The sequence below is a fragment of the Algoriphagus aestuariicola genome, from assembly GCF_017254835.1.
Classification (GTDB): domain Bacteria; phylum Bacteroidota; class Bacteroidia; order Cytophagales; family Cyclobacteriaceae; genus Algoriphagus; species Algoriphagus aestuariicola.
Window position 1 is genome coordinate 518,879 of the sequence record NZ_JAFKCW010000001.1, and the last position, 25,286, is coordinate 544,164.

A 25,286-nucleotide genomic window follows, 5' to 3' on the forward strand; every position below is an offset into this window, starting at 1 on the left:
TTTAAAAAAATCAGGTCCATGATCTCTTCAATACTTCCATTTTTCATTGTCGCACTGGCTTTTTTGGTACGTGAGGAGAATGAAGCGTTCTATTCCTTAGAGGATTTTTTCAAGGTGAAGAAAATCGATACCCACACGCATCACAACTCCGAAAACACCGCCTTGACGGAGGCTGCGATTGAAGCGAATTTTCACTTGCTCACTGTGAGTGTGGATGTGCCGGACTATCCTAGCCTAGATGAGCAAATCCGGCTGGCTTTGCTGCAAAAAAGTCAAAACCCAAACGCGATAGATTTTCTTGCGACCATTTCCCTTGAGAATTGGACCGACCCTGGCTGGGCAGAACAGGAAATAGCGCGAATAGAAAAGGCATTTGAACAGGGCGCGCTGGGGATTAAGATTTGGAAAAATATAGGCATGACCTACCGGTATGAAAACGGTGACTTCATCATGGCGGACCATCCAAGGCTGGAGCCGATATTCCGTTTTATACAGGCGAAAGACAAGACGCTGATGGCTCATCTGGGCGAACCGCGAAATTGTTGGTTGCCGTTGGAGGAAATGACTGTAAACAATGACAGAAGCTACTTTGCCAGACATCCTGAATACCATATGTACCTGCATCCCGAGTTTCCCGGCTACGAGGAGCAACTGGCCGCGAGGGACAGACTCCTGGCAAAGTTTCCCGATTTAAGGTTTGTTGGCGCGCATTTGGGAAGTCTGGAGTGGAGCGTGGACGAACTTGCCCAGCGCCTTGACCGCTATCCCAACCTTTCAGTGGATATGGCTGCTAGAATAGGACATCTTCAATTTCAAAGTCAGAAAGATCACGAAAAGGTCAGGGACTTCATGATCCGCTTTCAGGATAGGCTGATATACGGTACGGATCTGGAAATCTCGGGGGAAGTTGATCCAGAAAAAGTCAAGATCAATGCACTGGCCGTCTGGCAAAAAGACTGGAAATACCTGGTAAGTGAGGAATGGATGGATTCAGGGGATGTGAATGGAAGTTTTCAGGGACTGAAACTTCCCCAATCTGTCGTGGACAAGATCTATTTTCACAACGCACTGAAGTGGTTCAAGATCGCTTCGACTCCAGGATAGTAGGCTTGGATTTTCCAGACTGGGAGAAATCAGAAACTCAAACCTACCCGCAACACCATGCTTTGCAGCAAATAGTTTGTCTCCGTAAGGTAGCTGAATCCTGGGGGAAGGTTCGAATTGGCAATTTGTAATGCTGGATTCACCTGGTCATAGGTGCCGTTATACTGGAATACCTCCTGTCGCTTGTAGGCGACGGTGACGGTCAGCGATGTTTTACCATTTTTTCCGGGAAAGAAGCCACCGACCGACGGGCTCAACATCATTCCACCTTCCCACCAGCTTTCACCCCACTCGGTTTTTTCCTCGTCCTGCAGTATCGTGGAGCCGCCACCGATATCAAATCCTCCGATTAATTGCGCTTTGCCTTCATCTCCAAAAAAACCTCTCCAGCCGAAGGCGACGGGGATGATCTTGACACTCTCATAATTATCATAGCCTAGAGAAAGTCCCACCACATGATATCTGGCTACCCATGCACCGTGGAAGGTTAGCATACTGAAGCCGACGCGGTCTTCGGTGGTTCCGCTCCATTGGTCCTCTACCTTGCCAATCATCACGCCCAGCTCGGTCTGGTTGTAATAGGCTTTTTCTTGGGCGTAGCTTGTGGTGATGGCGAGGAAATAGATGAACAAAAACAGGAACTGAACTTTCATTTTCGGACTCTTCGACTGCATGCTGGATTGATCATTTGACTACGACAGGGTTTTTCACATCTATGCAGCTTAGCTTTTTCAGTTTGGAAGGTGTGCTATAGTCAAACTGGCACACGCCATCCGGTCCGATTACGATTAGGGATTTTGGTCCAGGGATCAGATCCACTGACTTCATCGATTCCAGAAATTCCATTTGGTTTTGGTCAATCGCCATCACGTCACTCACTTTGAAGCTTTTTAGGCCATGTTGTCCTTCTGCAATGTAGAGGTTGTCGCCAGCCAAGCCGAGACCGTGGGGATTGAGCATGGGATAGGACGTCATCATATAAGGTCTATAAGGATCTTCGATGTTAATGACCTGGAGTTGGTTGATGTTGTTGACACAGAAGTTGCCGCTGCGTAGGGTGACAAAGGCGAAGTCCTCATTGACTACGACGGGATCACAGGCCACGATGTGTTCGTACACAGCCATTCGCGTGGGGCTTGCCGGTGTAGATGCATCGTAGATGTGCATGCCCCTGTTGGAACCAATGAACAGTTTGTCCTGAAACGGGAAGATGGTCTCTATACCCCAGCCTAGGTCTATGGGCTTTATGAATTTGGGATCTGCGGGACTCTTCACGTCAAAAACCCGCATGGTACTCTCATCAACCGCATAGAGATGTCCACTAGACAGCGTAAATCTCGCCATCGAGCCTCCTGTGCCGTAGCTCTGCGCTGCTGCGGCGTAGTTGGCTGTGAAGCTCAAGCTGGCATTCATGGTATAAAACTCGCAGTTGGCGCATCCTCCCCAGTAGGGATTTTCGGTAGTGAGTACGGTGTCCTTGTACGTGATGATCTCACCGGTATCGTGGCGATAAAGGTGGGTAAACACGTCCTCGACCCGCTTCACCAGACGGATGTTGCTCAGGTTGCTAATGTCAAAGGCCAACAAATCAACATAGTTGTCTGCATAGAGGATGTTGTTGTTAATTGCCAAATCCACATTTCCCTCGATGGGGATAAAGTTTTTGTTGATGGGATTTGAAGGATTGGTGTTGTCCAGGATATGGATTCCCTTGGTGGGTTCATTGATCAGCAGATAGTCTCCGTAGATATAGATTTTGCCAGGATTGTCGAGGGGTTGCGCAGGTTCGATCTCGATGGTTCTGGCCCGTATATCACTCATTTCGAGATAAACAGGGACCATGGTTCGAAAGGTGTGGGTGGTTGTGATTTCGTCTTGGCAGGAAAACGAAAGAACCGAAACCACCAAAATCCAGAGAAGGGAATGTAATCCTGAAGTTTTCATAAGCGAAAGGTTTGGTTGTTGGAAAAATCCTAGCTTACTGTCCAGACGGGAGAAATTTATCCATTGCTACAATCAAGAAATAATATTTTGAAAAAAAGTAAGAATTTCCAAAAAAGAGTAAGCTTCAGGATGAAATTGAAGTACAACTGAACATTGCGCTACTTCAAAAAATGGCAGGCGAGCCATTGCCGAGAGACGAATTTAAACCTCTTCCAGAATGGATTTGCCGTTTGAAAGGTCACCAGACGTCCAAAGCCAGGTTTCGTGTAGGCGTATTTTTCCATTGGGCAGCAGTTCAGGAACGGACTGGCAGATACCTGTCATCAACTCATTGCTGGAGTTGACCTGATGGTAACGCATCTCGATACGACCCTGTTCATCCACAAGACCGATCAGGTGTCCTGCTTTTATTCTTCCCCCTGAGTATTCGGACGTGAGGATGTTTCCTTTTTGAACATAGTGAAAAACCGTCTCAGCCGAGGTCTCTCCATTTACGGAGTTTTGGACAGGACGGAAGATTTTGCCGTGATAGTCGATCATAGGGGTGAAAAATACCGGATTTTGCGAAAGTACAAAAAGAAAAGCTTTCTCGGCGAATCCTATTGGTCGCCATAAAATGGGATGTTGCTCCCATTTCCAATCAATCCTCTAAGCAAAAGCAATGAACAGGCCTTTGAATCAGCAAATTCAAAGGCCTGTTGTCACTTCTAGTTTAGATTTTCCGGGACTTGTTTTTCTCGAACTTGCAGCGATTTGGAAGCGAATAACATCCCCTGCACCATCAATCCAATCAAGATCACCAGCCCTATTTCAAATTGTGAAATGAGCGATCCCGAACGGAATATCTGCGCAGTTTTTGTTAGGAGGCTTTGTGCTTCGGAGACCTGGATTTCCGAAAGAAGGTGCAGGTCCCTCAATGCAGCATCGATATCGGATATAGCTCTTTTATGCTTGCCTTCTCTGAGCGATTTTGTGATTTCCCAAGTGAGCGTTTCGAAGTGATCGAAGTGCCTCTCTTCGTCTTCAGTCAGTTTGGTGTCCAGGTAAAGGAGGTTGATCCGGTCGATTTCCGAAAGATTTTGTTCCAAGGCCTTGTCTTTGTCAGCAGGGGATGTCTCCAGCAATTCTTGGATTTGGTGCAGTTGTTCCGAAAGACTGAGAATGTAGCTCTCAGCCATCAGGCGGTCCGCATAGATCGACTCAAATGCCGTTTCGAGCTGTTTTGAATTTGAACGTTCCCTAAGGTTGTTGACCAAGACTAGTGCCAATACGACCATCAGCAATAGGGAGGTGCCAAGTTTGTTCGGAATACGGTAAGTCCATTTCATGTTTTCGATGTCAGCGTAGGAAGATAATCAGAATTTGGACACCTGAGGACTGTTGTCCACTTTCAAGATCTTTAGTCTTTTAGGACCGCCGGGCAATACCCAGTCAACAAGCATCCCTTCTCCAAATCCAATCAAAGCCACGCCTAGAGGACTGAGGATCGAGATTTTTTGCTCGGCAAGGTTTGCCATTTTGGGCATGACGAGCCGAAGCTGAAAGGTTTTTCCGCTGTCGAGGTCCATCACTTCGAAATAGGAGTTGATTCGGATGATGCCAGCTTCGAGCCCTCCATCCGGAACTTTGGTGGCGGATTCGATCTCATTTTGCATTTGGCCCATTTCTTTGGTGCGCTGTGAAGCTGGCAGGTCTTGGATTAGGGAATAGATGGCTCTATAGTCGGTATTTGAAATGATAGGTTTCATAATGTGTAGATGTAAATGAATAATCACTTTCCGGGGAAATCAGAAAGCGTAATAATTGAAAAAGACGGAAAGGATGCCCTCCGTCCAAGATCCCAACGGAGGGTTAGTTGATAAAGGCCTTGCTATGGGATACAATTCTCCCGCATGCTGTCAGGCCGGTTTTACCTGCAGGTTTCAAAAATTCAATGGATGGGAGGCTGTACGTGAAAATCATCGTGTTACCTAATGTAGGCAATTTGCCGCACCAGACAAGTAAGTGACGTTTAATAAGGGGAAATGGTTCCAATATGGGTTTTTCTCAGATTCCACGGGATGTAGAGGGAAGAAAAAAAATACGGCCCGCATTGCTACGGGCCGTGATCTAGGGTAGGTGGTCTATTGGGTAAACTTTGCTATTCAAACTTTTTTGGGTCCCAGTTGAAGAAGCGAATGGCGTTGTTGAAGAAGATGTCCCGCTTTTGGTCTTCGCTGAGGTAGTTGGCGTTTTCGATCACGCCAATGGATGTCTCCAGCAGCTCAGGCCACATCATCAGGTCGGTACCGTAGAGTATTCTTTTTCCAAAGCCTGCCTGAACCAAGCGACGCAGATACATGTGAATCTCCTCCAAAGGATAACTCCAGATAAAACCCGCCAGATCCACATAAACATACGCGTTAGCTCCCATGAGGGCAATCATCTCGTCTATCATGGGATAGCCGGCATGCATCACCCAGATTTTCAGCTTGGGATGGCGCGCCAACACGTCTTCCAGCAAAAAGGGATTTCCCATTGAAGCCCTATACTTGGGAGAGGTTAGGTTTGCCATGCCGTTGCCACCGGTACCCATGTGGATGCCCACCGGGATTCCCAGCTTTTCAGCGACCCCGAAATATTCGTCCAGCGTCATATCTGCGGGTGACATTCCCTGGTACTGTGGGGCGATTTCTCCCATTACTTGATAGAAACCATTGTTTAAAGAGTCCTCAAAAGCCTGTACACTCATGCCGGGACTAACACCAATCGAAGGAACCACGCGTTCCGGTGCGGCATTTTTCCAGCGGTGCAAAATCTCTGCGTCCCCGGAGGCCACAAAGGTGATGTTTAGCCTTTCAGCCGTCTCCATCAGTTTCTGCTGAAACTCCTCGTTTGATTTGGCGGCTTTCAAAGGACGTGCGCAATCAGTGTTGATAAAAGATGGGGCGTCAGCTCCGGGAATGCTTCCCGGCATGCTGCTGAGAAACCAAGGGCACAGATCGGCTGAGAAATTCGGGTTGACCTTCATCGCGTGGACATGGACATCGATGATGGGCTTGGGCTTCGGTTTGTCTTGGGCGATGGCGAGTGTCGCCTGAAAAATAAGGGTTGACAATGTAAAGAAAGCCGTCCAGATGTGACGAGAAAGGATAGGTTTCATGGGCTGAGGTTAATGACCAACTATGATTTTGCCTGTCCAAAATAAATCAGAAATTCTATTAATCCAAATTGAGACAATAGGATGACAGGTATCACAACTGTCGAAAAGTTTTTATGGGAGGCTATCTCTGGAACTACTTTTTTATCAGCTAAAATCGAAGATTAGCACAGAATATGAAATTTAATCAAGTAGCACGCTGCAAAAAGCCGCTCTCCTAATCGTAAAGCGGCGCTGAGGCAAAATTCCAAAATTGTAGAGTGTGTCTTAGCTGGTCGGATTGAGGAGGTTCGCATCTAAAATCATCGGCGTGTCGAAGCTTTTTTTAAACCTAAAATTTAAAATAGAGCCCATGAAAATCTTATCTAACGTTTTTTTTAAACCTGTTTTTTTGATCGGGCTCCTTTTAGTATTCGGTGGCTGTGATCTGATTCAGGATACCTTTCCCGAAAGTGATGCTAAAGGAAAAATTTCCTGCAAGGTGAACGGGGAGGCATTTGAGGCTGCCGGCAACAAAAGCATCGCTGCAATGGATTTTGTTGTAGCGGAGATGGAGCGGGAGGGCAATACTTTTTTGTTGACGGTTGTCGGAGTCAGTCAACACGACGGAGGAGGGGCTTTGGCAGTTGGCTTCAAGCTAGGCGGCTACTCCTTGGCAGATATCCAGGCCGGCACGACACTGACTCAATGGAACTATGACGAAAGCATCATCGGGGACTTTGAGGGCGTGATGGGTGGTGTGGAAGAAAGGGCTTCGGCCAATTCTGACGAGGCGAAGTATAAGGCGAGCTCCAACCATGCAGACCTGATGAGTCTGACGGTGACGGAATTTGATACACTCCAAAAGAAACTCTCGGGTACTTTTTATTTCAAAGCCAAAGATCAATACAACGGGACAGAAGTAGAGGTGACCGAGGGGGAGTTTTTCAACCTAAATTGGACTGAAAAGGGATCGGTAACAGATTAAAAATCAAGAAATACAAGTCAAAATTCAAACGATTACTAACCAAAACTATCTACCATGAAAACAATGAAAAATTGGAAGACAATCTTCCTGGCAGGTTCTGCCGCCGCAATGCTTATTTCTTGTACGGAGAACAAAGACGATCAACCCTTCTTAGGTGAGAGTGAAGTAACTATCTCTGCCACCGTCGGCAACAGCGAGGAAAGTCCTAATGCACGTACCAATAGTCTGGTGTATGGCAATATTGCCATCACGGATGTACGACTCTCTGTAGACAACGTTAAGTTGCACCTGAGGACAAAAAGTGAGGATAACAAAAAGCCCAATATCGCTCACATCAAAACCAACCAGCCGATCACGCTTACCTTGGTCAAGGATGGTCAGGTCTTGGTAGCTCCTATCGCGAGTAGCATGGTTGCGCACGGTATCTATGGCAAAGTGGATTTTGACTTGGTCAAGGCCGCCGATGTGCCCGAGACAGATGAGATGTACGGTTATTCGGTGATTGCCAAGGCAACTTGGTTTAATATTCCGGCAGTGATGTACCTCGATCTCGAAGACGAAGTGAGTATGCAGTTCAATAAAGGCTTGGAAGTGAAGGGTGCTCAGGAACTCTTGCTGACGCTATACATGGACAAGTTTCTTGAAGGAGTAGCTCCGGCCTTGGTTGCCGATGGCAACAGTGATGGGCTGATCGAAGTCGGCCCTAACAATGAGGACGGAAATGCAGAAGCCTATGCTGCTATCAAGGCAAATATCAAGGAAGCCTTGGTCTTCAAAAACGGAGACTTCAAAAACAATTGATAAAAAGTGCTGAATTTTGACAGTTAAGGATCCGACAGCTTCCGCTTGTCGGGTATTTTTCAGATAGCATCGGGAGGTTCTTCCGGTGCTATTTTTTACACAGGTAAGAGCTCGTGGGATCTTCGCTATTCGGCTTGATTGAAATTCCAATTATTTACCACATTTGATGCTCCTGCCCCTGTGAGTACTCCTTGAGCATCGACATATCCATCTGCGACCAAGGCCGCGAAAAAATCCCCTAGCAAATTTCCGGTTGGTGCAATTGTTCGTTGTTCGGCAGTTGGCATGTCAGTCATCTCAGCCTCTGTCCAGCTTTCTCGATTTGTGAATTTAAAACATTCAGCAATGACTTGCGGAAGGTCTGCCCATTGTACAGGGATCTTCACTGTATTTCCGAGAGTTGACAACTTAATTACTTTGAGACGTCGATTATCAAGTGAAAAGATCCGTTCTTCATCATCCGCTGGGTTTTTGATGCTGAAGACTCTTATGCCCTTAATCCACGCGGGCAGCGCCTTTCCTTTGTCTATCTCAGCTGCTGCTGCTTCGAGTTTACCCAGTCTTTTGTGGACTCCCTCCGGAACGCTTGTGAATGAGGCTCCTATTGATGCCTGTGTAAAAGCTATTTCCCAAGCTTCCAGCTCGTCTCTTCGCATTTGAGCGACCTTGTTCGCTTTTGACTGGATCAATTTCTTCTGTGGCGTGGAGTTAGCGCCAATTTGATTGGAATTAGGAGCGGGGCCGGCCGAAACTGCCCTTCCTCCCATGACATCCGCTTCTTTCTCCAGTGTGGCATCGTCATTGACCTTTACTTTTTCTTTTTTCAGCTGCAGCGTAGGCTTAACCTTTCCCTGCTTTTGTTGCACCACATGCCAAGCCTCATGGGGCAGGTGCTTCTCCTGTCCTGGCGCCAGGTGAATATCCCCGCCTTGTGCAAAGGCATGCGCTTGAAGCTGGGCAGGTTGGTCGGAGTTGCGGTGTACTCGAGCGTCATCCATGGAATAACCCGAGAGGTTTTCGATGCCTGATTTCAATTGATCCGGCAGACCGGTGTTGTTTACCTTCATCTGGATGGGAGGAGGAGTGGCTTTGTTGGAAAAGGCCCTCAGAGAGTAGGAGGGGCTGTTGGCAAGTCCGGCAAGCTTCCGCTGCAGGGCTGTTTCCGTCCGATTGTCCACCAACGGAAAACCTTCCTTTTCTTGTCTTTGCGCGGATGCGGCGTTGGAACTTGCTGCGTTTTTTTTGCTTTCAGTAATCGTGAGGGCGTGGCTCGACATGGTGGCTAGAGTTTGATCGATGTGCCCCCAACACTGCTGGATCGGGGGGGAAGGAACGCTAAAAATCAGGCCTCTACACCGAAGTGTCCGAAGCTATCCTCAATATACCAAGCACCACCGAAAGTTTTGCATTGGAGCTTCTCTTTTCTAAATCGCCTTGCTGTCAGCTCTTTGAAATTTATTTCGCGCTAAACCAATCCATCCCATCAGGATTCTGAAGGTCAGGTATTTCTTTGATTACCGTCATCGAGTCGGTGTCAATCACGACCAGCTTGTTGCCGGCGCTGACCGTATAGTAAGCGCGGGGACGTACCGGATCGATGTAGATGCCTTCACCACCGGCACCCACGTCAATACGTTTGACCTCCTGACGCGTAGCCACATCCCAAACACGCAGCTCATTTCCCTGAAGTTCATTCATCAAGACGTATTTTCCGTCCTTTGTAAACTTGATGCGGTTGTTCAGTCCTCCTTCAAAAGAAATGGTGTCCACCAGTTTTTTCTCCCGCACATTGATGATTGATATTTTCTTTGCATGCATGTGCAGAGCCCAAAACTCGTTTCCATCCGGTGAAAGCGCCATTCCTTCCATGCGAGTGTCTCCGGGAAATGTAGTGAACACCAAATTTTTCTGGCCTCGATCATTGGTTACTCTATCGATGATGGCAATCAATTGGCCATTGCTGCTGGCGGTAAAGATCCGCTGCTCGTCGGGAGTGACGATAAGCATATGCGATCCTCCAGGAAGTCCGATGATCTCGTCAAACTGCTTGGTAGCCGGATCATATCGTGAAATCAGGCGGTTAGTCTCATGGCCCACATAAAGATGACTGCCTGCAAAAGTAATGGCATGACGATCCCCAAATGCACTGATGTCAATGGGCTCCACCCGCCTTTGCGTTATCACATCCACAACCGTAATTCCGGGAAGATTGGACCCGATGTACGCGTACCGCCCGTCGGTTGCCAATTCATGAAGATTTCCTCCTGCCGGAATACGTGCCACGATTTCAAGCGTTTCCGGATCTATGATTACCAGGCGGCCCGCTGCCTTTTCTCCCACAAGCAGGGCCTCCCTAGGTGTGGGTCCAAAGCTTACTACCGGTGAATCAGGATCAACTGCCCGGTTTTGCCCTTGGGCAAACAGCGTATTTACTTCAAAAAAGAGAAGGGTAATCAGCAGGTGTAAAAAAGGCCTTGCGTTTGGCATGACGGGAGTTTTGGACAGCAAGAGTTATGCAAACTGCTTCTAGAGATTGTCCTGTGCTGTCTTGAGACTCAATCAAAGCCGTTTTCCCAGCTATCCATTGCAGTTTTGTTTCCCAGATGCCAGCGGAATTCAATTTGTTCGTACATAAAGGATATTTCTTCAGTACGCTCATATCTGGTGAGTTCTGGGTTTTTGTTATTCAGCATGGCACTTTTGATTCCCACAATTCTGGCATTGGTTAATGTAATGCTGTATGATAGCATTTCCTTCCCAGTTCCACCGGCTGTTCCCAACTTATTAGGGGTAAAATTCTTCAGTTCGACCGTTGTGAGTACTTCATTATCAATTAATGCCTGAAAAAAGGCGATGGTGCTCTGGTCGATTTCCTTCCACACAACCAGGGGTTGATGCTGTCTTTTACCTGTAGCCAACCCGCTCGATGTATCGAAAGGCGACAGAATTTCGTGGTTGTAGGCAATAATTTCAATCCATCCCTCCCGGCCTCTTTGGATACTTCCTCCTCTGATTTGCCCCTGGATTTGTCCTTCTACGATGAGGTAACTGCTAAGTGCCATAAGTGAATTTTTCTATTTAAGTTAGAAAAGGTACGCTCAGAAAATGCATTCTATGCAATATTAATTTCTCGGATTTTTGTGTTTCACACGCCGGCTCAGGCCGATTTTGGCAATACAAAGGTGAATCTACTTCTTCCGCCCGAACAGTGATGGGACTCCCTCCGGTAGTAGAAAATCTCGCGGTTCCGTCTAGTAGGTCTATTGAGTTTTTCCGAAAAAAAATGCTGCCAAAAGTCTCAACATTTAAGAAAAGTAACGACAACAAAACCACCAGTATTAATATCCGAAACCCCTGATTGAAAATTACCTCGCTGAGGTAAATGATGGATTTTTTTCGGCCAGTTTGATTTGATCTTCGAGAAACAAGATCATGTCCGATGCCTTATTGAACACTTTGGAAATGGATCCGTTTTGGTCCACGATCAAGTGGGTAGGGTAAAGCTGCAATTCCAGCTTTTCCTTGATAAGCTCTTCTTGTGACGCGACTACCTGATAATCAAAGTTCTTCTTCTTCAAAAATTTCTCCAATTCAGCTTGGGAATCCAAGGCGAGGCTGATGAACATCAGGTCATCCTGATTGCTGTACTTTCCAACTAATTCATTTAGCTTGGGAATCTCCTCCAAACAGGGTTTGCAGGCAATAAACCAAGTTTTCAGGACCAGGGTTTTGCCCTGAGTGTTTTGGCTGGTGTAGTGATTCCCCACCAGGTCGGTAAAGTCAAATTCAGGAAAAGGCGCACCTTCCATCGTGAAATAATTGAGGTTGGTCTTCGATTCATTTTCAATCGTTGGTCCAATGCCTTCATGGGCAAACCAGTCAAGCCTATAAAGTTGATAGGTATCACGTCCCTTGTCGGAGGCCAGCTTCAGAGGTATGTATTTGCCTGTTCCCAATTTTTCCAAAAAACCCTTCTTTCCAATCGTGTCCGAATGCTCGTCAAACCCCACGAAATCCGATGAGAGAGAAATCGAACGTGAATGGTAAGTCCACCATTTCATGAAGTCGGATTGGAGTTCCTTGACATCTACGTTCGGAGCAAGAATCCCAACCGTTTCTGGGCTTTCGCTGTCCTTAGACTTTCCCCCGCAAGAAACCAAGGCTACCAGGAGAAACAAGATGAAAATCGTCTGTCGGTTTTTCATGGATTTAAAATAGTTAGGGTTTGTAGAAGGTCGAAGCTGTGAAAGGGAATGTATGTGCTAAAGTGTTCTAATGAATTTAGGTTACTGCTATCTCAGCCATCAAAAATTGAAGTGTAACCATAGCTTACGGATATCAGTTTGGGTATGGCAAAAGACGGGAGTTTTGCTGCATGTGCTAATTCCTAGGAATTCATCGGACAAATGAGTTTGTTTGCCAGCTTGTTCCAAGGTCTTTAGTCAAGATAGGTTTCGACAGTCTTTTTGCCAAGCCATTCTTTTAATTTGCTCCGTTTATTTTAATTTGACGATCATTTGATTAGGATTCTATATTGAATTCTCGAAAATTAGGCAGATTGCTTCGGTCATTTGGATTTCGCAATGAAGTGAAATCAGAAACCTGTGCTGACACTTCGACTCCGCTCAGTGTGACATTAATCGAAGCATCCAAAATCCCACATCCGATATCGATATGACCCTAGACTACTTCCGCGACTATTGTCTTGCCCTGCCCAATGTGACCGAGGATACGCCCTTTGGGCCGGATGTGCTGGTTTTTCGGGTGGGAGGAAAGATTTTCGCCCTGATGGATCTGGAGACTTTTCCCTATGTGAATCTAAAATGCGACCCTGAGCGGGCCATAGAGCTTCGGGAGCAATATCCGGGGATCACACCCGGCTACCACATGAACAAGAAGCAGTGGAACTCGGTCTCCACCAAGGGCAATGTACCGGATCCCCTGATCCTGGAGCTCGCCAGAGATAGCTACACGCTGATCTGGGAGAGCTTGCCGAAGAAGGTTCGTGACAGTCTGCAATGAGTAGTCTCAGTTGGCAGTCTGGGTGGTCGGCAGGTAATCTGCTAACTGCGACTAGCTACTGATCACTTTCAACCTTCCGGTTTTTCCATTAATATCGAATCTCGGTTCTGCCTACTGATCACTTAAAAATGTCCTACTTTTCCCTCCGCAAACTCACCAAGGCCTACGCTTCCCAAACTGCCCTGCATGAATTTTCCCTGGATTTGGGGAAAGGGGAGATGATCGCCGTGGTGGGAGAAAGTGGTTCGGGCAAGAGCTCCCTTTTACGCATCGCTGCCGGACTTTTGACCCAAAGCAGCGGCGAGGTTTGGCTCGGGGATACACGGATTCTGAATCCCAAGGAGAAGCTGGTCGCGGGATACGATGAGATCAAGCTGATCCACCAGGACTACCAGCTCTCGCCCAGTACGACGATAGAAGAAAACATCGCACGCCCGCTCTTGCTCTTTGATCCGGGATATCGAAAAGCTCGGGTGGAAAAGCTGCTGATGCAGTTTGGGCTGGATCGCTATCGGGATCGCCTGCCCCGAAACTTGAGTGGTGGGCAGCAGCAAAAGGTGGCGATTGCCCAAGCCTTGGCGGTGGAGCCGGAGGTGTTGTTGCTGGACGAACCCTTCAGCCACCTGGACACGATACAGAAACACCGGCTGATCTTTGAATTGAAAGAGCTGCTGCAGGAGTCTGGAACGACGGTGATCTTTGTGACCCATGACCTTGACGATGCCCTACGCCTCACGGACACCATTTTGATTCTCCAAAAGGGGAAGGTGGTGCAAAAAGGCAATTCTCGGGAGCTGTGTCTCCATCCGAAAACGCGCTATGTGGCCCGGCTTTTTTCACCGATCAATCTGATCCCTGGCCGTTTTGACAGCTATATACGCCCAGCTGACGTGCGGCTCCGCACCAAGGGGGAGCTGCTGGGACATGTGGTCGACCAGCGCTTTTTGGTGCATTATAATTCCTTGCTAGTTCGTCTGAAAGATGGCGGGGATGTATGGGAAGTTGATGATCCCTTTCGCAAGTATCAGGTTGGAGATCGGGTTTACCTGCATTTTGATGAGGAAAAGGTGCTGGTGCTGAAAGGGTGATACTTTAGATTGAAGGAAATACCCAGCACCCCTTCAGGAAAGGGGGAGTCTGGAAACGTCAAGAAGTTAAATGATCACTCTCTGGTAGTGGCGTCCAATTCTGCATGTAATTGATCGAAGTAACGATCAATACAACTCCACCTTCTCAAAGGAGCTAGAGCGATTTGTTTTAAGCGGGTCGACCGATAACTGAGACTTCCTACCGAAAACTGCTCCGCTTTTCTATCTTTACCCCTCATTTAAGATTCCGATTACCCTTGAAGTATGTCCCGTTTTTTCTGCTTGCCCTCCTGATCGGATCGGCCTGCAGTCCAAGTGCCCAGCCCGAAGTGGCCGTGGTGCCCCAGCCCGCCCGGCTGGAAGTCAAAAAAGGAGCGTTTAAGCTCAGTTCATCCACGCAGCTGATCGTCTCGGACGAGGGGCATTTTGGCAATGAAGTAACTTTTCTCCAAAGTACTTTGGAGGAAATGCTCGGTTCCGAATTGTCCAGCACAGAGGGACCCAACCAAATTGAGCTGATTTATTCCGCTGAACTCAGCCAGCCTGAGTCCTATCAGATGGAAATTACCGAGGACAAGATTTCCCTGAAAGCCGGTGATGCACAGGGGATCTTTTACGCGATTGAGACCCTGAGACAGTTGATGCCGGCGGACTTGGAGGGAGAAAAATACGCCACTGAAATCCCGATTCCCCTGCTGGCTATCTCCGATCAGCCGAGCATAGCCTGGAGAGGGATGCACTTGGACGTTTCCAGGCACTTTTTCTCCATGGACTATCTCCATCGCTATGTAGACCTTTTGGCGCTTTACAAGATGAATAAGCTTCATCTCCACCTCACCGATGACCAAGGCTGGAGACTGGAGATCAAAAAATACCCTCGATTGACCGAAGAAAGCGCCTGGCGGACTTTCAACAACCAGGATTCGGTCTGCATAGAAAAAGCAAAAGAGGATCCCCGCTTCAACCTCGAACCCAAACACCTGCGAGAGCGCAACGGCGTGACCGAGTATGGTGGATTCTACACTCAAGAAGAAATGCGCGAGCTGGTGGAGTATGCGCAGTCGCGACACATAGAGATCATTCCCGAGATAGACATGCCGGGCCACATGATGGCTGCGATCAAAGTCTATCCAGAGCTGGCATGCACTGGCAGCGCGGGCTGGGGCAAGGTGTTTTCGACCCCGCTCTGTCCCGGAAATGAGAAAGTCTATGAGTTTGTGGAAGGCGTCCTGATTGAGGTGATGGATATCTTTCCTTCCAAATACATCCATATCGGAGCCGATGAGGTGGAGAAGTCCACTTGGGAGGAGTCCAAAGCTTGTCAGGACTTGATGGTAGCCGAAGGCATGAAAAACGTGGAGGAATTGCAGAGTTACTTTGTAAACCGGGTGACGGATTTTATCAAAAGCAAAGGCAAAGAGGTGATCGTTTGGGATGACGCCATTCATCCGGGCGTGGATTCAAGCCTTTATGTGATGTATTGGAGAAATTGGGCCGGAGGAGTACAAAACCGCGTAGCGAAAAATGGCAATCCCATGATCTATACACCGGGCAATCCCATGTATTTCTCCAGACTGGACGCCCAGATGTATCCGATCTACCATTTCGAATTCTTTGGCAACCACTATCCTGAGGATAAGAAGTACCTAGCCTATGGACTTCAAGCCTGCGTATGGACCGAAACGGTTCCTTCGGAAGCTTTGGCCGATGCGATTATTTTCCCGAAGCTTCTCGCACTTTCCGAAAGGGCTTGGTCACCAAGAGAAGTTCACAATTGGGATGGCTTCAAGGAAAGACTCCAAAGCCAGCTGCTCCGCTTGGATCAATTGGGCGTAAAATACAGCTACGAGGTTACCAAGGAACTAATGACCTTCTTACAAGTAGACACGGTCAATCAGCAAATCGGGGTTGTTTTGGAAAGTGAGCTGGTCAAGCCGACGATCTACTACACGACGGACGGGACCGAGCCGACGACCGAATCCAACTTGTATACCGGGGAGTTTTATGTATCAGGAAGCGCTGAAGTCAAGGCAGCGATCTTCGAGAACGGTCAAGCTAAAGAGCCGATTCTCAGCAGAAAGGTGGATTACCACAAGGCTATCGGCAAGAAAGTCACTTACCAAACTCCCTGGAATACGGCTTATCCTGCGGGGGACGCGGGTAGTTTTACCGATGGGCTTCGTGGAGGGAAAGAGAATGGAGATGGCAAGTGGCAGGGCTTTACCAACCATATTGACGTGACAGTTGATATGGGAAAAGTGCAGGAGCTACACAGCTTCTCGGCCAGTTTTCTTCAAAATATCGGCCCCGGGATTTTTATTCCCGATTCGGTGATCGTGTCGGTATCGATCGATGGTGAGAACTTCCAACCCGTGCTCCAGCTTGCCAACGATATCCCCAGAGATCAAAAGGGCTTAATCTTCAAGGATTTTGCGGGAAGCCTGGAAAATACCCAAGCGAGATATGTCCAGGTCAGGGCGATCAATGGCCGGCGGGCATTCATCTTTACTGACGAGCTGGTGATTAATTGACCCCAAGGGAATCCGATTCAAGTGGGTGGTAAATTGAATTAGTAAAAGATTTGCTACCCCAATTTTTTCTCAGACTTTGTTTGCAGCTCTTTTCCTAAGCTGAAGGGAAATCCAAAGTACGGCGACCAGCAACAGGAAATCCGTTAGATGGGCGACTTCTATTTTTCGAAGTATTCTTCCGAGTGGAAAGGCAAGGCCGGAGGAGGAAAGCAGTAAGCCTGAAACCCAATTGACCTTCTTTTTGTAAGCCAGGACTATCCCCAAAATCAACAGAGACAAGGGGAATGCGGGTCCACTTTGGTACATGATCAGATTGAGTGCGAGCGGAAAAGATTCGGACGCTTCTACTCCTGCCTTTTCGCTGAGTCCGAATACTTCTATAAAAAGTCCTTCCATGGCAAAGGCAGAGCCCCCAAATGCGCCATAGAGCGCATAAAGCAGTCCTATTCTGGAATAAATGGGTAACTGGGAAGAAAGCTGTCCGAAGAGTCCGACGAATCCCAGAGCCCAAAAGACCATGGAAAGGAACATAAAGGTGGCGGAATTGACCGAGTAGGTGCCAGACTCGGTCCAGAAGAAAGTGGAACATGAAAAAAGCAGCTGGCCTAGTATCAGGCATGCGAGCTGGAAGTTTAAGTTGGATTTTTCCTGCATTGAATGTTTTGAGGTGACTAGGGTTTGATGCTTAGATGCAAAGCAGGGGGAATGGGTTACAGTTTGTTGAAAACCAGGCCATGTAAAAAAGAAAAGAGCCTTGGTCGCCTGTCTGGGTCTTTACATTCACTGTTTCTTTGTTCAAGAGTTTTATGTAGGTTCAGGAAGTGTGGATAGCATTTTGCTCCTCACTTTAAAAAGGAATACGATGTATAGAAGGTTTATTTTGACCATCCTTATCGCGTGGATTGCTTGTCTATCTGGTTATTCCCAAGAACAAGTCTTATACAAGCAGATTGATTCGGTTAAGTTGTTTATGGAGGTATTTCGTCCAAAAACCATAGAAGCCGCGGAGAAATATCCTGCGATGGTTTTCTTTTTCGGAGGTGGTTGGAATAGTGGCTCGATCAAGCAGTTTGAGCCTCAAGCCATGTATTTTTCCCAAAGAGGGATGGTTTGTTTTCTCGTGGACTACAGAGTAAGAAATCGACAGCAAACCACGCCTTTTGAGTCCCTGAAAGATGCCAAATCGGCGATTCGGTTCATTAGGGAAAATGCAGGGGAATTCCATATTGATACCGCAAGAATTGTAGCTGCCGGCGGTTCTGCGGGTGGACATCTGGCGGCAGCCACCGCATTGATAAAAGATTTCAATGAAGAGGCCGATGATATTTCGGTGAGCTGTGTCCCAAATGTCCTGGTGCTTTTCAATCCGGTCATTGACAATGGGCCGGGTGGCTTCGGGTATGAGCGAATCGGAGATGCCTACAAGAGCTTTTCGCCGCTTCACAACATAAAAAGAGGGGCACCACCGACGGTTTTATTTCTGGGGACCCATGACAATCTGATACCGGTCGAAACTGCCCATTGCTATCAAAAAGTCATGGAGAAAGTGGACAGCCGCTGTGATCTTTATCTGTATGAAGGACAAAATCACGGGTTCTTCAATTACAGCAACTTTGAATACTATAAAAAGACTCTTTCAGAGGCCGACAGGTTTTTGCAGTCACTCGGATATCTAAAGGAGGAACCGATAATAGAAATTGAATAGTAGGAGGCGGTATTCCAAATTACCAATAGGACTCCGCAACAAGTTCGCGAACCAGTACCTAAACTTCAGGTTGGACATAAGCTTTCCGTCGAATTTTCGCCTGTCAGCTTCCATGGCTACAGCCGACTTGCTGATTTCTTAGAAATCGGTCATAAGGGTGCAGAGCTCTCAAGCCAGTCTTTAAAAAAAAGAGAAAACCGGACGACTACCCGTCCGGTTTTTCTGTTTCTGGAGTTGAGTTCTAGTGTTTGTTAAGCCAGCCTGCAAACTCCCTAGCCTTGTCAGGCTTTCAGCTTTCAAAGTTTAGCTTTCAGACTTTATGCTCACTGACCATTGCAAACTGCTAGTCATGCTCCCCATACTCGCCGTGCACATGGCCGTGGGCGATTTCCTCTTTGGTCGCTTCGCGTACTTCGATGATCTTTCCTTCGAAGTGGAGGTCGAAGCCTACCAGGGGATGGTTGAAGTCCAGAAGGAGGTTTTCTCCCAGGTCTTTTAGGACTTTGGCCTGCATGCTGTAGCCATTTTCGTCCATCAGGGGAAGGAAATTGCCTTCCTCCAGCATTTCTGGAGAGAAGCCTCTTTCGCCGGAAAACTGGCTTTTCGGAAGTGTGATGACCAGTTCATCGTCCGGTTCACCATATGCTCCGTCCACAGGGATGGAAAAGGAAAAGTCCTCTCCGTCAACTTTGCCGGCAAGAAGCTCCTCGAATTTTTCCGGAAGGCCACTCTGCCCGAATAGAAAGTAAAAGGGATCGTCTTCTTCGCGGATTTCCACGCTAAATGGAGCCGACTCAATCTCGTCCTCCAGCTTGCTCACCTTGAGTTCGTAGGTCAGGCCTACCACTTTGTTTTCCTGTATTTTCATGGTTCTCTGATGTTATTTGGTTAGGCCGTATTTCAGGCGTATTTGAATCCGCTCTTTTAACACGGTCCATTTACTGCGTGGAGTGGAGCTTTGGAGGGGTTTTGCTGCGCGGAAGACAAAGTATTGATAGTCCTTTTCTTCATAGAAAAGGGGATAAGTTTCCATCTTTTCCAAGTAAAAGCCATTGGCGGTGATACTCTTGATCAGGTCGCCGGAATCTAATGGCTGGTCAATCACCTGTAGCTTTTGGGGTTCGTTGTCTATCATCCACTGCAGGTATCGCGGCGCGGGGATATGGATAAAGATCACCGAATCGGGATGGGAATGCTTTTGGATATTTTGGAAGAGGCGGAAATGCTGGTCTACGGGAATGTGCTCCAGCACATCTGGAAAAACGAAGAAGTCAAAGGTTTTGCCCTTTTTGTCAAAGTCCGACATATCCGACACTTCGAAATTCAAGTTGGTTTGGGACTTCCAAAGCACCTTGGCTTTCTCTATACTTTCCGGGGAAATGTCCACGGCCAAGACTTCACCTTGGGGTACCTGGGTGGCCAAGAGATGCGATACCGTGCCAATGCCGCAGCCCACTTCCAGGATTTTGTGTTCAGATTTTAGTCCTGCCTGCTTGACATTGTCGAGGATACTCAGGTGACGGGAGTTGATTCCGGTCTTTTGCTGCTTCTCAGCAAACTGGTCATAGAAGCTCACCACTTGGTCTTTTTGGTCTTCCTTAGGCGCTTGCATGGGATTCTTTGTATGATAGGTAAAGGCCAGCCAGAAGCGTCAGCACGATGAGGTATTGGAAAATCACCATGGGCGTCTTGGTTGCATAGTAGCTGGAAGGCGCAAAGGTAAAGACTACTTCGTGATCTCCCGCTGGAATTTCCAATCCGCGCAGGAGATAGTCCACGCGAAGGATGGGAACTTCCTTTCCATCGATAGTCGCAGCCCAGCCCTTGGGGTAGTGGATTTCTGAAAACACGACCAGTCCACCCTGTGTCATAGAAGCTTGGTATTTCAGCTCATTCGGAGAATTGGAAGTCAAAGTTACTTGTCCAGCTCCCGCTGAGACGTTTCCAAATTCCCCCGCATTTAGCGTCGCCTGTGCTTTAGTGTCGATCTCTCCTAGGAGCGCGATTTCCTCATTGTTGGACTGTACGGGGATGATTTCCGAAGGCACCCAGGCAGGGCCGTTGGCTTCGGGGTTTTCAAAAACCGTGTTTGCTTCCGATCCTGCGATGAGGTATTTGGTGTTGAGCATGTTCATCACTCCGACATTTTCCCAGTCAAAGGTTCCCTCTTGGGCCTTGGCGATAAAGGCTTCCAGCTCAGGTTGCAGGCTGTTTTCCACCAGATCCTGATAGCGTCTGAGCTTGGCACCGTGGTAGCCTCCGAGGCTGTTGAATCGGTAGGCGGTGCGTGCACCTGTGGTCAGTCCCTCGGTGAGCGGCAGGACGCGGAAGTAGCCATGATCGGCCGCGATGGATTTTTCAGCGGGCGTCTCAGCGAAAAACTGTCGGGAAGGATTGCCTTGGAAGGAGTCCCCGTTGAGATATCTTCTGTTGATCGTCCAGACGTCGAGGGTAATAAGCGCGATCAACGCCGTACCGAGGATGAGGTCGGATATTTTTCCTTTGATATAAAAATAAACCAAGCCTGCCGTCACGGCGACGAAGGCGAAGCTTTTCCAAGCGGACGCGGAAAGCATGGCTTTGCGGTCGCTTTTCAAGGCGGTCACCAGCCATTCGGGGAGATTGGCATCACCAGCTCCTTCAAAGCGGAAGAAAGCCCCGGAAGCCACCGCCAAGATGAGCGTCAGTCCTCCGACGATTCCCCCAGCGTAGAGCAGAGGCTTGAGTTCGCCTTTTTTCGCCAACCTTTCCAGAGAGATCATGCCCAAAACCGGAATGGCAAACAGCGTCATGCCCAACGCCATGGAGACTGCACGGAACTTGTTGTAGCCAGGCAAAATGTCGAAAAGCAGGTAATTGAACCAAGCCAGGTTTTTGCCCCAGCTCAGCATTAGGGAAAGAATGATGATGGTGCCAAAGGTGATGAGGCTTTCTTTTGGCGCAGCCCAAATCCCCAAAATGGCGAGGAAAACCAAAATCACACTGCCGTACATGGGGCCGCCGGTGAAAGGTTGGTCGCCCCAATAAGTTGGCGCGCCCTGTACGAAACCGTTGACTTGGGCGGCGTCGATTCCCTGTCCGCGGAGGGCCTTTTCCGAAGCGGAATCTTTGGGAAGGGGCGTATTGCTGCCACCTCCGTAGAAATCGGGAACGATCAATGTCAGAGTTTCCACAATGCCATTGGACCAGCCAAAGGCATAATCCCGGTCGAGCCCGGCAGATTGGGTTTCCAGCGTGGCATTGCCCCGGGTAGAATAGGGGCTATATTCCAAAGCGGTTGCGAGTCTGCCGATATTGCCGCCTACTGCCAAGATTGCTCCGAGCACGAGGAAGGCCAAGGACTTGGAAAGGCTGGCAATCCCCTCTTCTTTCCAATCAAAAACCAGTCTGACTACCACATAAATCACCGAGATAATCAACGTGTAGTAGGTGATCTGCAGGTGGTTGAATTTCAGCTGAAGCAAAAGCCCCAAAGCGAGCAGGGCTGCGCCGAGGATTCTTTTTCGCTCAAAGGCCAAATGGATACCGGCCAAGATCAGCGGAATCAGGCAGACTGCCCAGATTTTGGCATTGTGTCCAGCCTCCAGAGAAAGCAGGTTGTAAGTGTTGAAAGAAAAGGCGATAGCTCCGGCGATGGAGAAGACAGGCCGAACTCTGAAGCTGAGCAGCAAAATATACATGCCTAGCATTCCGAAAAACAAGCCATTGATCGGGTGGGGAAGCCCAAATGTCAGTACTTTGATCAGCGCATTGGTCAGGTCTCCGGGGAATTCCAAGCTCACGAAGTAGGAGGGCATTCCGCCAAACATGCTGTTGGTCCAGAGCGCTTGTTCCCCAGTCTCCGCGCGGTAGTCGAGCACGGCCTTGGCCGAGCCTTCCCACTGGAGGATGTCGCCTTGGAAGATGATCTTGCCGTCGAATACCATGGGGGAGAAATACAGTACGACGATGAGGTAGAAAAGAAGTATTCCCAGCAGGTGGGGAAGCAGGTCTTTCTGAAAATTGAGCTTCATGAACCGGTTTTCAAAATTTAGCCTGCAAAATAGGGATTTCGTAGGAAAGGATTGGCTGGGGGGCTGGGAAGTTTGGGAGCTGGGATGTCGGGAGACTAGAAAATCGGGATGCTTCGGCAAGCTAAGATGCACAGCCCTCTACATCGGACATCAGACATCCGATATCGAACTTCCAACACCATGACCTCCCGTTCTCCATACACGGATAATCCCATTTATTTTTCATTCCAAACCCCCAAAATCATTACTTTTGCAGCAAATAGACGCAGAGCCGAATGTTTGACAATTTAAGTTTGAAGCTGGACCGGGCTTTCAAGACCCTAAAGGGAACCGGGAAAATCACCGAAATCAACGTAGCATCCACCGTAAAGGAAATCAGGAGAGCCCTGATCGATGCCGACGTTAACTATAAAGTAGCCAAGGAAGTCACCGACAAGATCAAGGACGAGGCCATGGGCCGCGACGTATTGATCTCTGTCTCTCCAGGACAGCTCTTGGTGAAGATCACCCAAGAGGAGCTCACCAAGCTCATGGGCGGCTCCAAGGTGGACATCAAACTAAGCGGCGATCCTGCGGTGATTTTGATCTCTGGTTTGCAGGGTTCGGGAAAGACTACCTTCACCGGCAAATTGGGAAGCTTGCTGAAAAGACAGGGCCGACAGGTGTTGTTGGTTGCTTGCGATATCTATCGACCTGCGGCGATTGACCAGCTGAAGGTTTTGGGTGAGCAGATAGGAGTGGAAGTCTATGCCGAACCTGAAAACAAAAACGCCCTTCAGATCGCTAATAATGCGATTGCCTATGCCAAAAAGACAGGCAAAAAGACCGTAGTGGTCGATACCGCGGGTCGTCTGGCCGTGGACGAGCAGATGATGAAAGAGATCGAGGAGCTGAAAAAGGCCCTCAATCCTTCCGAAACTTTGTTTGTGGTCGATTCGATGACCGGTCAGGATGCGGTGAATACTGCGAAGACCTTTGACGAGAGACTGAACTTTGACGGAGTCGTACTGACCAAACTCGACGGTGATACTCGCGGTGGTGCGGCCATTTCCATCCGCCACGTGGTAAACAAGCCCATTAAGTTCATCTCCACAGGCGAGAAGATGGAGAATCTGGACATTTTTCACCCGGATCGTATGGCCCAGCGTATCCTCGGCATGGGTGACGTAATCTCCCTCGTGGAGCGTGCCCAGCAGTCTTTTGACGAGGATGAAGCCAAGCGAATCAATGCCAAAATCCGCCAGAACAACTTCAACTTTGACGATTTCCTTTCCCAGCTCGAGCAGGTGAAAAAGATGGGGAATATCAAAGACCTGATTGGCATGATCCCGGGCATGGGCAAAGCGATGAAAGGCATGGATATCGATGACGATTCTTTCAAGCCTATCGAAGCAATCATCCGCAGTATGACTCCAAAGGAGCGTCAGAATCCGGATATCATCGATGGAAGAAGAAGAAAGCGTATCGCTGATGGTTCGGGTAGAACAATCATAGAGGTAAACAACCTGATGAAGCAATTTGACGACATGCGAAAGCTCATGAAGCAGATGAACAAGATGGGAGGAGCCAAGCAGGCGATGAGCCGCATGATGCCTCCCGGAATGGGAAAACGATAAACGAAGAGAGCGGAAGTGATTCCGCTCTTTTTGTTTGGGCTATTCTGAATTGGTCTGTCAAGCTTTGCCGCGGAGCATCAGATTCCAATACATAAAAGGAAGTCCATATTTTTTAAGGAGCCACATGCTGTATTGCTCTTTGGTGGTGTCCACAAATTTGGAGATCAGAGGATCGCTGTCCCGGACGTTGTCGTACTTAAACTCCGCCAAAACCATTCGCCCGTATCGGGTGACTATGGGGCATGAAGAATACCCCTCGTAGGATTTGTGTCCCACTGTTCCGGTCTTGATCAGGGAAAGTAGGTTTTCTACCAAGACTGGAGCCTGTTTTCGGATTGCCGCTCCGGTCTTTGCCGTTGGGAGATGGGCGACATCGCCGAGCGAAAAGACATTGGGGAAACGCTTATGCTGCATGGTGTGGATGTCCACATCGATCCAGCCTTTTCCCGGACCTTCCTGAATGGAGAGTTTGGATTCCTGGACAAATTTGGGCGCCGTTTGTGGAGGCGCGAGATGCAGCATGTCATAGTGGACTTTGATTTCCAGTGCCCCGATCAATTCTTCTCCAAGTGGATTCCCTTCCATGATGGTACAGTTGCTTTCCCCAGGTTTAGAGTATTTGAATGTGATCTCCTGCTTTTCAGAATCGATTTTTTCAGGGGCATAAAAGGGCTTGAAGATGATGTCTCGATCATGGATGATCTTGTTCAGCGTCTTCGCGAAGTCAGGTACTCCGAAAATAATCGTGCCCGGCGTCGCGTAGAGTACGTTTGTTTGATCTCGGATTCCTTTTTTTCTAAAATAGTCCTCCGCCAAATACATGATTTTTTGCGGAGCTCCCCCGCACTTGATTGGTGTGGTGGGCTGGGTAAATACCGCGTTACCTCCTTTGAATTTTTGCAACACGTCCCAAGTATGCTCTGGGTTGGTATAGATAGAACAAACCACGCCTTTGTCTAGGATCTCAGTCAAACCTGGTAGCAGCTCGGGGGCCATGAATAATCCAGGAACGGGAATCAAGAAGTCATAGGTGAATTTTCCGGAATTTTTGGTCCCAACACAATTTTGATCTGGCTCTATAGCCGTGGCTTTGTCCTGTATCCAGGTTACGCCTTTAGGGATATAGTCCGCCTCCTTTCTTTCCGTGTCTTTGAAATCATATGTGCCTGCTCCAACCAAGGTCCAAGCTGGCTGGTAATAATGCTTGTCTGAGGGTTCGATCAATCCGATGTCAAGAGAGGCATCCTTGAGCTTCAGCTGGGCGGCGAGGGTGATGCCGGCGGTTCCTCCGCCAATGATGAGGATCTGGAAATGGGTTTTCACGGTAGGGCAAGTTTGGATCAATCCGAAGCTGCT

The 25,286-nt window shown here is 48.3% G+C and carries 23 protein-coding genes; 8 read left to right on the forward strand and 15 right to left on the reverse strand.

The features are described 5' to 3' along the window. Nucleotides 1-18: 18 nt before the first annotated feature. Complete coding sequence (locus J0A67_RS02145) at nt 19-1,104, forward strand: amidohydrolase family protein (RefSeq protein ID WP_206567625.1); 1,086 nt, start codon at nt 19-21, stop codon at nt 1,102-1,104. A gap of 29 nt (nt 1,105-1,133) precedes the next feature. Here the strand turns inward: J0A67_RS02145 and J0A67_RS02150 are convergent, their stop codons facing one another. The 6 genes from J0A67_RS02150 to J0A67_RS02175 form a co-directional block, all read right to left on the reverse strand. After that, nucleotides 1,134-1,757, reverse strand: a complete 624-nt coding sequence (locus tag J0A67_RS02150; RefSeq protein ID WP_206567626.1) for a hypothetical protein — start codon at nt 1,755-1,757, stop codon at nt 1,134-1,136. A gap of 31 nt (nt 1,758-1,788) precedes the next feature. Next, nucleotides 1,789-3,048, reverse strand: a complete 1,260-nt coding sequence (locus tag J0A67_RS02155) for an LVIVD repeat-containing protein (RefSeq protein ID WP_206567627.1) — start codon at nt 3,046-3,048, stop codon at nt 1,789-1,791. Between the two features lie 201 nt (nt 3,049-3,249). Continuing rightward, on the reverse strand, nt 3,250-3,588 hold the full coding sequence (locus tag J0A67_RS02160; RefSeq protein ID WP_206567628.1) for an avidin-fold protein: 339 nt from the start codon (nt 3,586-3,588) through the stop codon (nt 3,250-3,252). Nucleotides 3,589-3,755: 167 nt separating this feature from the next. Then, nucleotides 3,756-4,376, reverse strand: a complete 621-nt coding sequence (locus tag J0A67_RS02165; protein WP_206567629.1) for an MCP four helix bundle domain-containing protein — start codon at nt 4,374-4,376, stop codon at nt 3,756-3,758. 27 nt (nt 4,377-4,403) lie between these two features. Beyond that, on the reverse strand, nt 4,404-4,796 hold the full coding sequence (locus J0A67_RS02170; RefSeq protein WP_206567630.1) for a GreA/GreB family elongation factor: 393 nt from the start codon (nt 4,794-4,796) through the stop codon (nt 4,404-4,406). Between the two features lie 392 nt (nt 4,797-5,188). Beyond that, nucleotides 5,189-6,190 (reverse strand): amidohydrolase family protein, encoded by a 1,002-nt coding sequence (locus tag J0A67_RS02175; protein ID WP_206567631.1) that lies wholly within the window; start codon nt 6,188-6,190, stop codon nt 5,189-5,191. Between the two features lie 349 nt (nt 6,191-6,539). Between J0A67_RS02175 and J0A67_RS02180 the strand changes: the two genes are divergently transcribed. Continuing rightward, the gene (locus J0A67_RS02180) at nt 6,540-7,154 is read left to right on the forward strand and encodes a hypothetical protein (protein ID WP_206567632.1); all 615 of its coding nucleotides are present in this window, start codon (nt 6,540-6,542) and stop codon (nt 7,152-7,154) included. 54 nt (nt 7,155-7,208) lie between these two features. Further along, nucleotides 7,209-7,955 carry a hypothetical protein gene (locus J0A67_RS02185; RefSeq protein ID WP_206567633.1) on the forward strand — a complete coding sequence of 249 codons (747 nt, stop codon included), beginning with the start codon at nt 7,209-7,211 and terminating at the stop codon, nt 7,953-7,955. Between the two features lie 125 nt (nt 7,956-8,080). Here J0A67_RS02185 and J0A67_RS02190 read toward each other — a convergent pair whose 3' ends face one another. The 4 genes from J0A67_RS02190 to J0A67_RS02205 form a co-directional block, all read right to left on the reverse strand. After that, nucleotides 8,081-9,232 carry an eCIS core domain-containing protein gene (locus J0A67_RS02190; RefSeq protein WP_206567634.1) on the reverse strand — a complete coding sequence of 384 codons (1,152 nt, stop codon included), beginning with the start codon at nt 9,230-9,232 and terminating at the stop codon, nt 8,081-8,083. A 178-nt stretch (nt 9,233-9,410) separates the two neighbouring features. Continuing rightward, on the reverse strand, nt 9,411-10,442 hold the full coding sequence (locus J0A67_RS02195) for a YncE family protein (RefSeq protein ID WP_206567635.1): 1,032 nt from the start codon (nt 10,440-10,442) through the stop codon (nt 9,411-9,413). Nucleotides 10,443-10,510: 68 nt separating this feature from the next. Next, nucleotides 10,511-11,017 carry a type VI secretion system tube protein TssD gene (gene tssD, locus J0A67_RS02200; RefSeq protein WP_206567636.1) on the reverse strand — a complete coding sequence of 169 codons (507 nt, stop codon included), beginning with the start codon at nt 11,015-11,017 and terminating at the stop codon, nt 10,511-10,513. 303 nt (nt 11,018-11,320) lie between these two features. Beyond that, nucleotides 11,321-12,160: a TlpA family protein disulfide reductase gene (locus J0A67_RS02205; RefSeq protein ID WP_206567637.1), complete on the reverse strand. Its 840-nt coding sequence runs from the start codon at nt 12,158-12,160 to the stop codon at nt 11,321-11,323. Between the two features lie 469 nt (nt 12,161-12,629). Here J0A67_RS02205 and J0A67_RS02210 point away from each other — a divergent pair, with 469 nt between their 5' ends. The 3 genes from J0A67_RS02210 (at nt 12,630) to J0A67_RS02220 (ending at nt 16,596) form a co-directional block, all read left to right on the forward strand. Beyond that, nucleotides 12,630-12,977: an MmcQ/YjbR family DNA-binding protein gene (locus tag J0A67_RS02210; protein WP_206567638.1), complete on the forward strand. Its 348-nt coding sequence runs from the start codon at nt 12,630-12,632 to the stop codon at nt 12,975-12,977. A gap of 128 nt (nt 12,978-13,105) precedes the next feature. Then, nucleotides 13,106-14,065, forward strand: coding sequence for an ABC transporter ATP-binding protein (locus J0A67_RS02215; protein ID WP_206567639.1), 960 nt, complete (start codon nt 13,106-13,108; stop codon nt 14,063-14,065). Nucleotides 14,066-14,322: 257 nt separating this feature from the next. Beyond that, a complete protein-coding gene (locus J0A67_RS02220) occupies nt 14,323-16,596 on the forward strand; it encodes a glycoside hydrolase family 20 protein (protein WP_206567640.1) in 2,274 nt (757 codons plus the stop codon). A 69-nt stretch (nt 16,597-16,665) separates the two neighbouring features. Here the strand turns inward: J0A67_RS02220 and J0A67_RS02225 are convergent, their stop codons facing one another. After that, entirely contained in the window at nt 16,666-17,250 is a 585-nt protein-coding gene (locus J0A67_RS02225) for a hypothetical protein (protein ID WP_206567641.1), read from the reverse strand. Nucleotides 17,251-17,458: 208 nt separating this feature from the next. On the opposite strand from J0A67_RS02225, the gene J0A67_RS02230 reads away from it, so the two are divergent. After that, nucleotides 17,459-18,301, forward strand: coding sequence for an alpha/beta hydrolase (locus J0A67_RS02230; RefSeq protein WP_206567642.1), 843 nt, complete (start codon nt 17,459-17,461; stop codon nt 18,299-18,301). Between the two features lie 343 nt (nt 18,302-18,644). Here J0A67_RS02230 and J0A67_RS02235 read toward each other — a convergent pair whose 3' ends face one another. Genes J0A67_RS02235 through J0A67_RS02245 form a run of 3 tightly spaced genes read right to left on the reverse strand, consistent with a single transcriptional unit; the run spans nt 18,645 to nt 22,314 of the window. Further along, on the reverse strand, nt 18,645-19,169 hold the full coding sequence (locus tag J0A67_RS02235) for an FKBP-type peptidyl-prolyl cis-trans isomerase (RefSeq protein ID WP_206567643.1): 525 nt from the start codon (nt 19,167-19,169) through the stop codon (nt 18,645-18,647). Between the two features lie 12 nt (nt 19,170-19,181). Continuing rightward, nucleotides 19,182-19,913, reverse strand: coding sequence for a class I SAM-dependent methyltransferase (locus J0A67_RS02240; protein ID WP_206567644.1), 732 nt, complete (start codon nt 19,911-19,913; stop codon nt 19,182-19,184). Next, a complete protein-coding gene (locus J0A67_RS02245) occupies nt 19,900-22,314 on the reverse strand; it encodes a YfhO family protein (RefSeq protein WP_206567645.1) in 2,415 nt (804 codons plus the stop codon). Before J0A67_RS02245 ends, J0A67_RS02240 begins: the two co-directional genes overlap by 14 nt. 275 nt (nt 22,315-22,589) lie before the next feature. Here J0A67_RS02245 and ffh point away from each other — a divergent pair, with 275 nt between their 5' ends. Beyond that, nucleotides 22,590-23,930, forward strand: coding sequence for a signal recognition particle protein (gene ffh / locus J0A67_RS02250; RefSeq protein WP_206567646.1), 1,341 nt, complete (start codon nt 22,590-22,592; stop codon nt 23,928-23,930). Nucleotides 23,931-23,987: 57 nt separating this feature from the next. Here ffh and J0A67_RS02255 read toward each other — a convergent pair whose 3' ends face one another. Next, nucleotides 23,988-25,253 (reverse strand): NAD(P)/FAD-dependent oxidoreductase, encoded by a 1,266-nt coding sequence (locus J0A67_RS02255; RefSeq protein WP_206567647.1) that lies wholly within the window; start codon nt 25,251-25,253, stop codon nt 23,988-23,990. Nucleotides 25,254-25,286 lie beyond the last annotated feature (33 nt).

Excerpts from the sequence above, each read along its gene's own strand:
- J0A67_RS02145 (WP_206567625.1), top strand. The coding sequence starts at position 19 with ATGATCTCTTCAATACTTCCATTTTTCATTGTCGCACTGGCTTTTTTG.
- J0A67_RS02150 (WP_206567626.1), bottom strand. The coding sequence starts at position 1,757 with ATGAAAGTTCAGTTCCTGTTTTTGTTCATCTATTTCCTCGCCATCACC.
- J0A67_RS02155 (WP_206567627.1), bottom strand. The coding sequence starts at position 3,048 with ATGAAAACTTCAGGATTACATTCCCTTCTCTGGATTTTGGTGGTTTCG.
- J0A67_RS02160 (WP_206567628.1), bottom strand. The coding sequence starts at position 3,588 with ATGATCGACTATCACGGCAAAATCTTCCGTCCTGTCCAAAACTCCGTA.
- J0A67_RS02165 (WP_206567629.1), bottom strand. The coding sequence starts at position 4,376 with ATGAAATGGACTTACCGTATTCCGAACAAACTTGGCACCTCCCTATTG.
- J0A67_RS02170 (WP_206567630.1), bottom strand. The coding sequence starts at position 4,796 with ATGAAACCTATCATTTCAAATACCGACTATAGAGCCATCTATTCCCTA.
- J0A67_RS02175 (WP_206567631.1), bottom strand. The coding sequence starts at position 6,190 with ATGAAACCTATCCTTTCTCGTCACATCTGGACGGCTTTCTTTACATTG.
- J0A67_RS02180 (WP_206567632.1), top strand. The coding sequence starts at position 6,540 with ATGAAAATCTTATCTAACGTTTTTTTTAAACCTGTTTTTTTGATCGGG.
- J0A67_RS02185 (WP_206567633.1), top strand. The coding sequence starts at position 7,209 with ATGAAAACAATGAAAAATTGGAAGACAATCTTCCTGGCAGGTTCTGCC.
- J0A67_RS02190 (WP_206567634.1), bottom strand. The coding sequence starts at position 9,232 with ATGTCGAGCCACGCCCTCACGATTACTGAAAGCAAAAAAAACGCAGCA.
- J0A67_RS02195 (WP_206567635.1), bottom strand. The coding sequence starts at position 10,442 with ATGCCAAACGCAAGGCCTTTTTTACACCTGCTGATTACCCTTCTCTTT.
- tssD (WP_206567636.1), bottom strand. The coding sequence starts at position 11,017 with ATGGCACTTAGCAGTTACCTCATCGTAGAAGGACAAATCCAGGGGCAA.
- J0A67_RS02205 (WP_206567637.1), bottom strand. The coding sequence starts at position 12,160 with ATGAAAAACCGACAGACGATTTTCATCTTGTTTCTCCTGGTAGCCTTG.
- J0A67_RS02210 (WP_206567638.1), top strand. The coding sequence starts at position 12,630 with ATGACCCTAGACTACTTCCGCGACTATTGTCTTGCCCTGCCCAATGTG.
- J0A67_RS02215 (WP_206567639.1), top strand. The coding sequence starts at position 13,106 with ATGTCCTACTTTTCCCTCCGCAAACTCACCAAGGCCTACGCTTCCCAA.
- J0A67_RS02225 (WP_206567641.1), bottom strand. The coding sequence starts at position 17,250 with ATGCAGGAAAAATCCAACTTAAACTTCCAGCTCGCATGCCTGATACTA.
- J0A67_RS02230 (WP_206567642.1), top strand. The coding sequence starts at position 17,459 with ATGTATAGAAGGTTTATTTTGACCATCCTTATCGCGTGGATTGCTTGT.
- J0A67_RS02235 (WP_206567643.1), bottom strand. The coding sequence starts at position 19,169 with ATGAAAATACAGGAAAACAAAGTGGTAGGCCTGACCTACGAACTCAAG.
- J0A67_RS02240 (WP_206567644.1), bottom strand. The coding sequence starts at position 19,913 with ATGCAAGCGCCTAAGGAAGACCAAAAAGACCAAGTGGTGAGCTTCTAT.
- J0A67_RS02245 (WP_206567645.1), bottom strand. The coding sequence starts at position 22,314 with ATGAAGCTCAATTTTCAGAAAGACCTGCTTCCCCACCTGCTGGGAATA.
- ffh (WP_206567646.1), top strand. The coding sequence starts at position 22,590 with ATGTTTGACAATTTAAGTTTGAAGCTGGACCGGGCTTTCAAGACCCTA.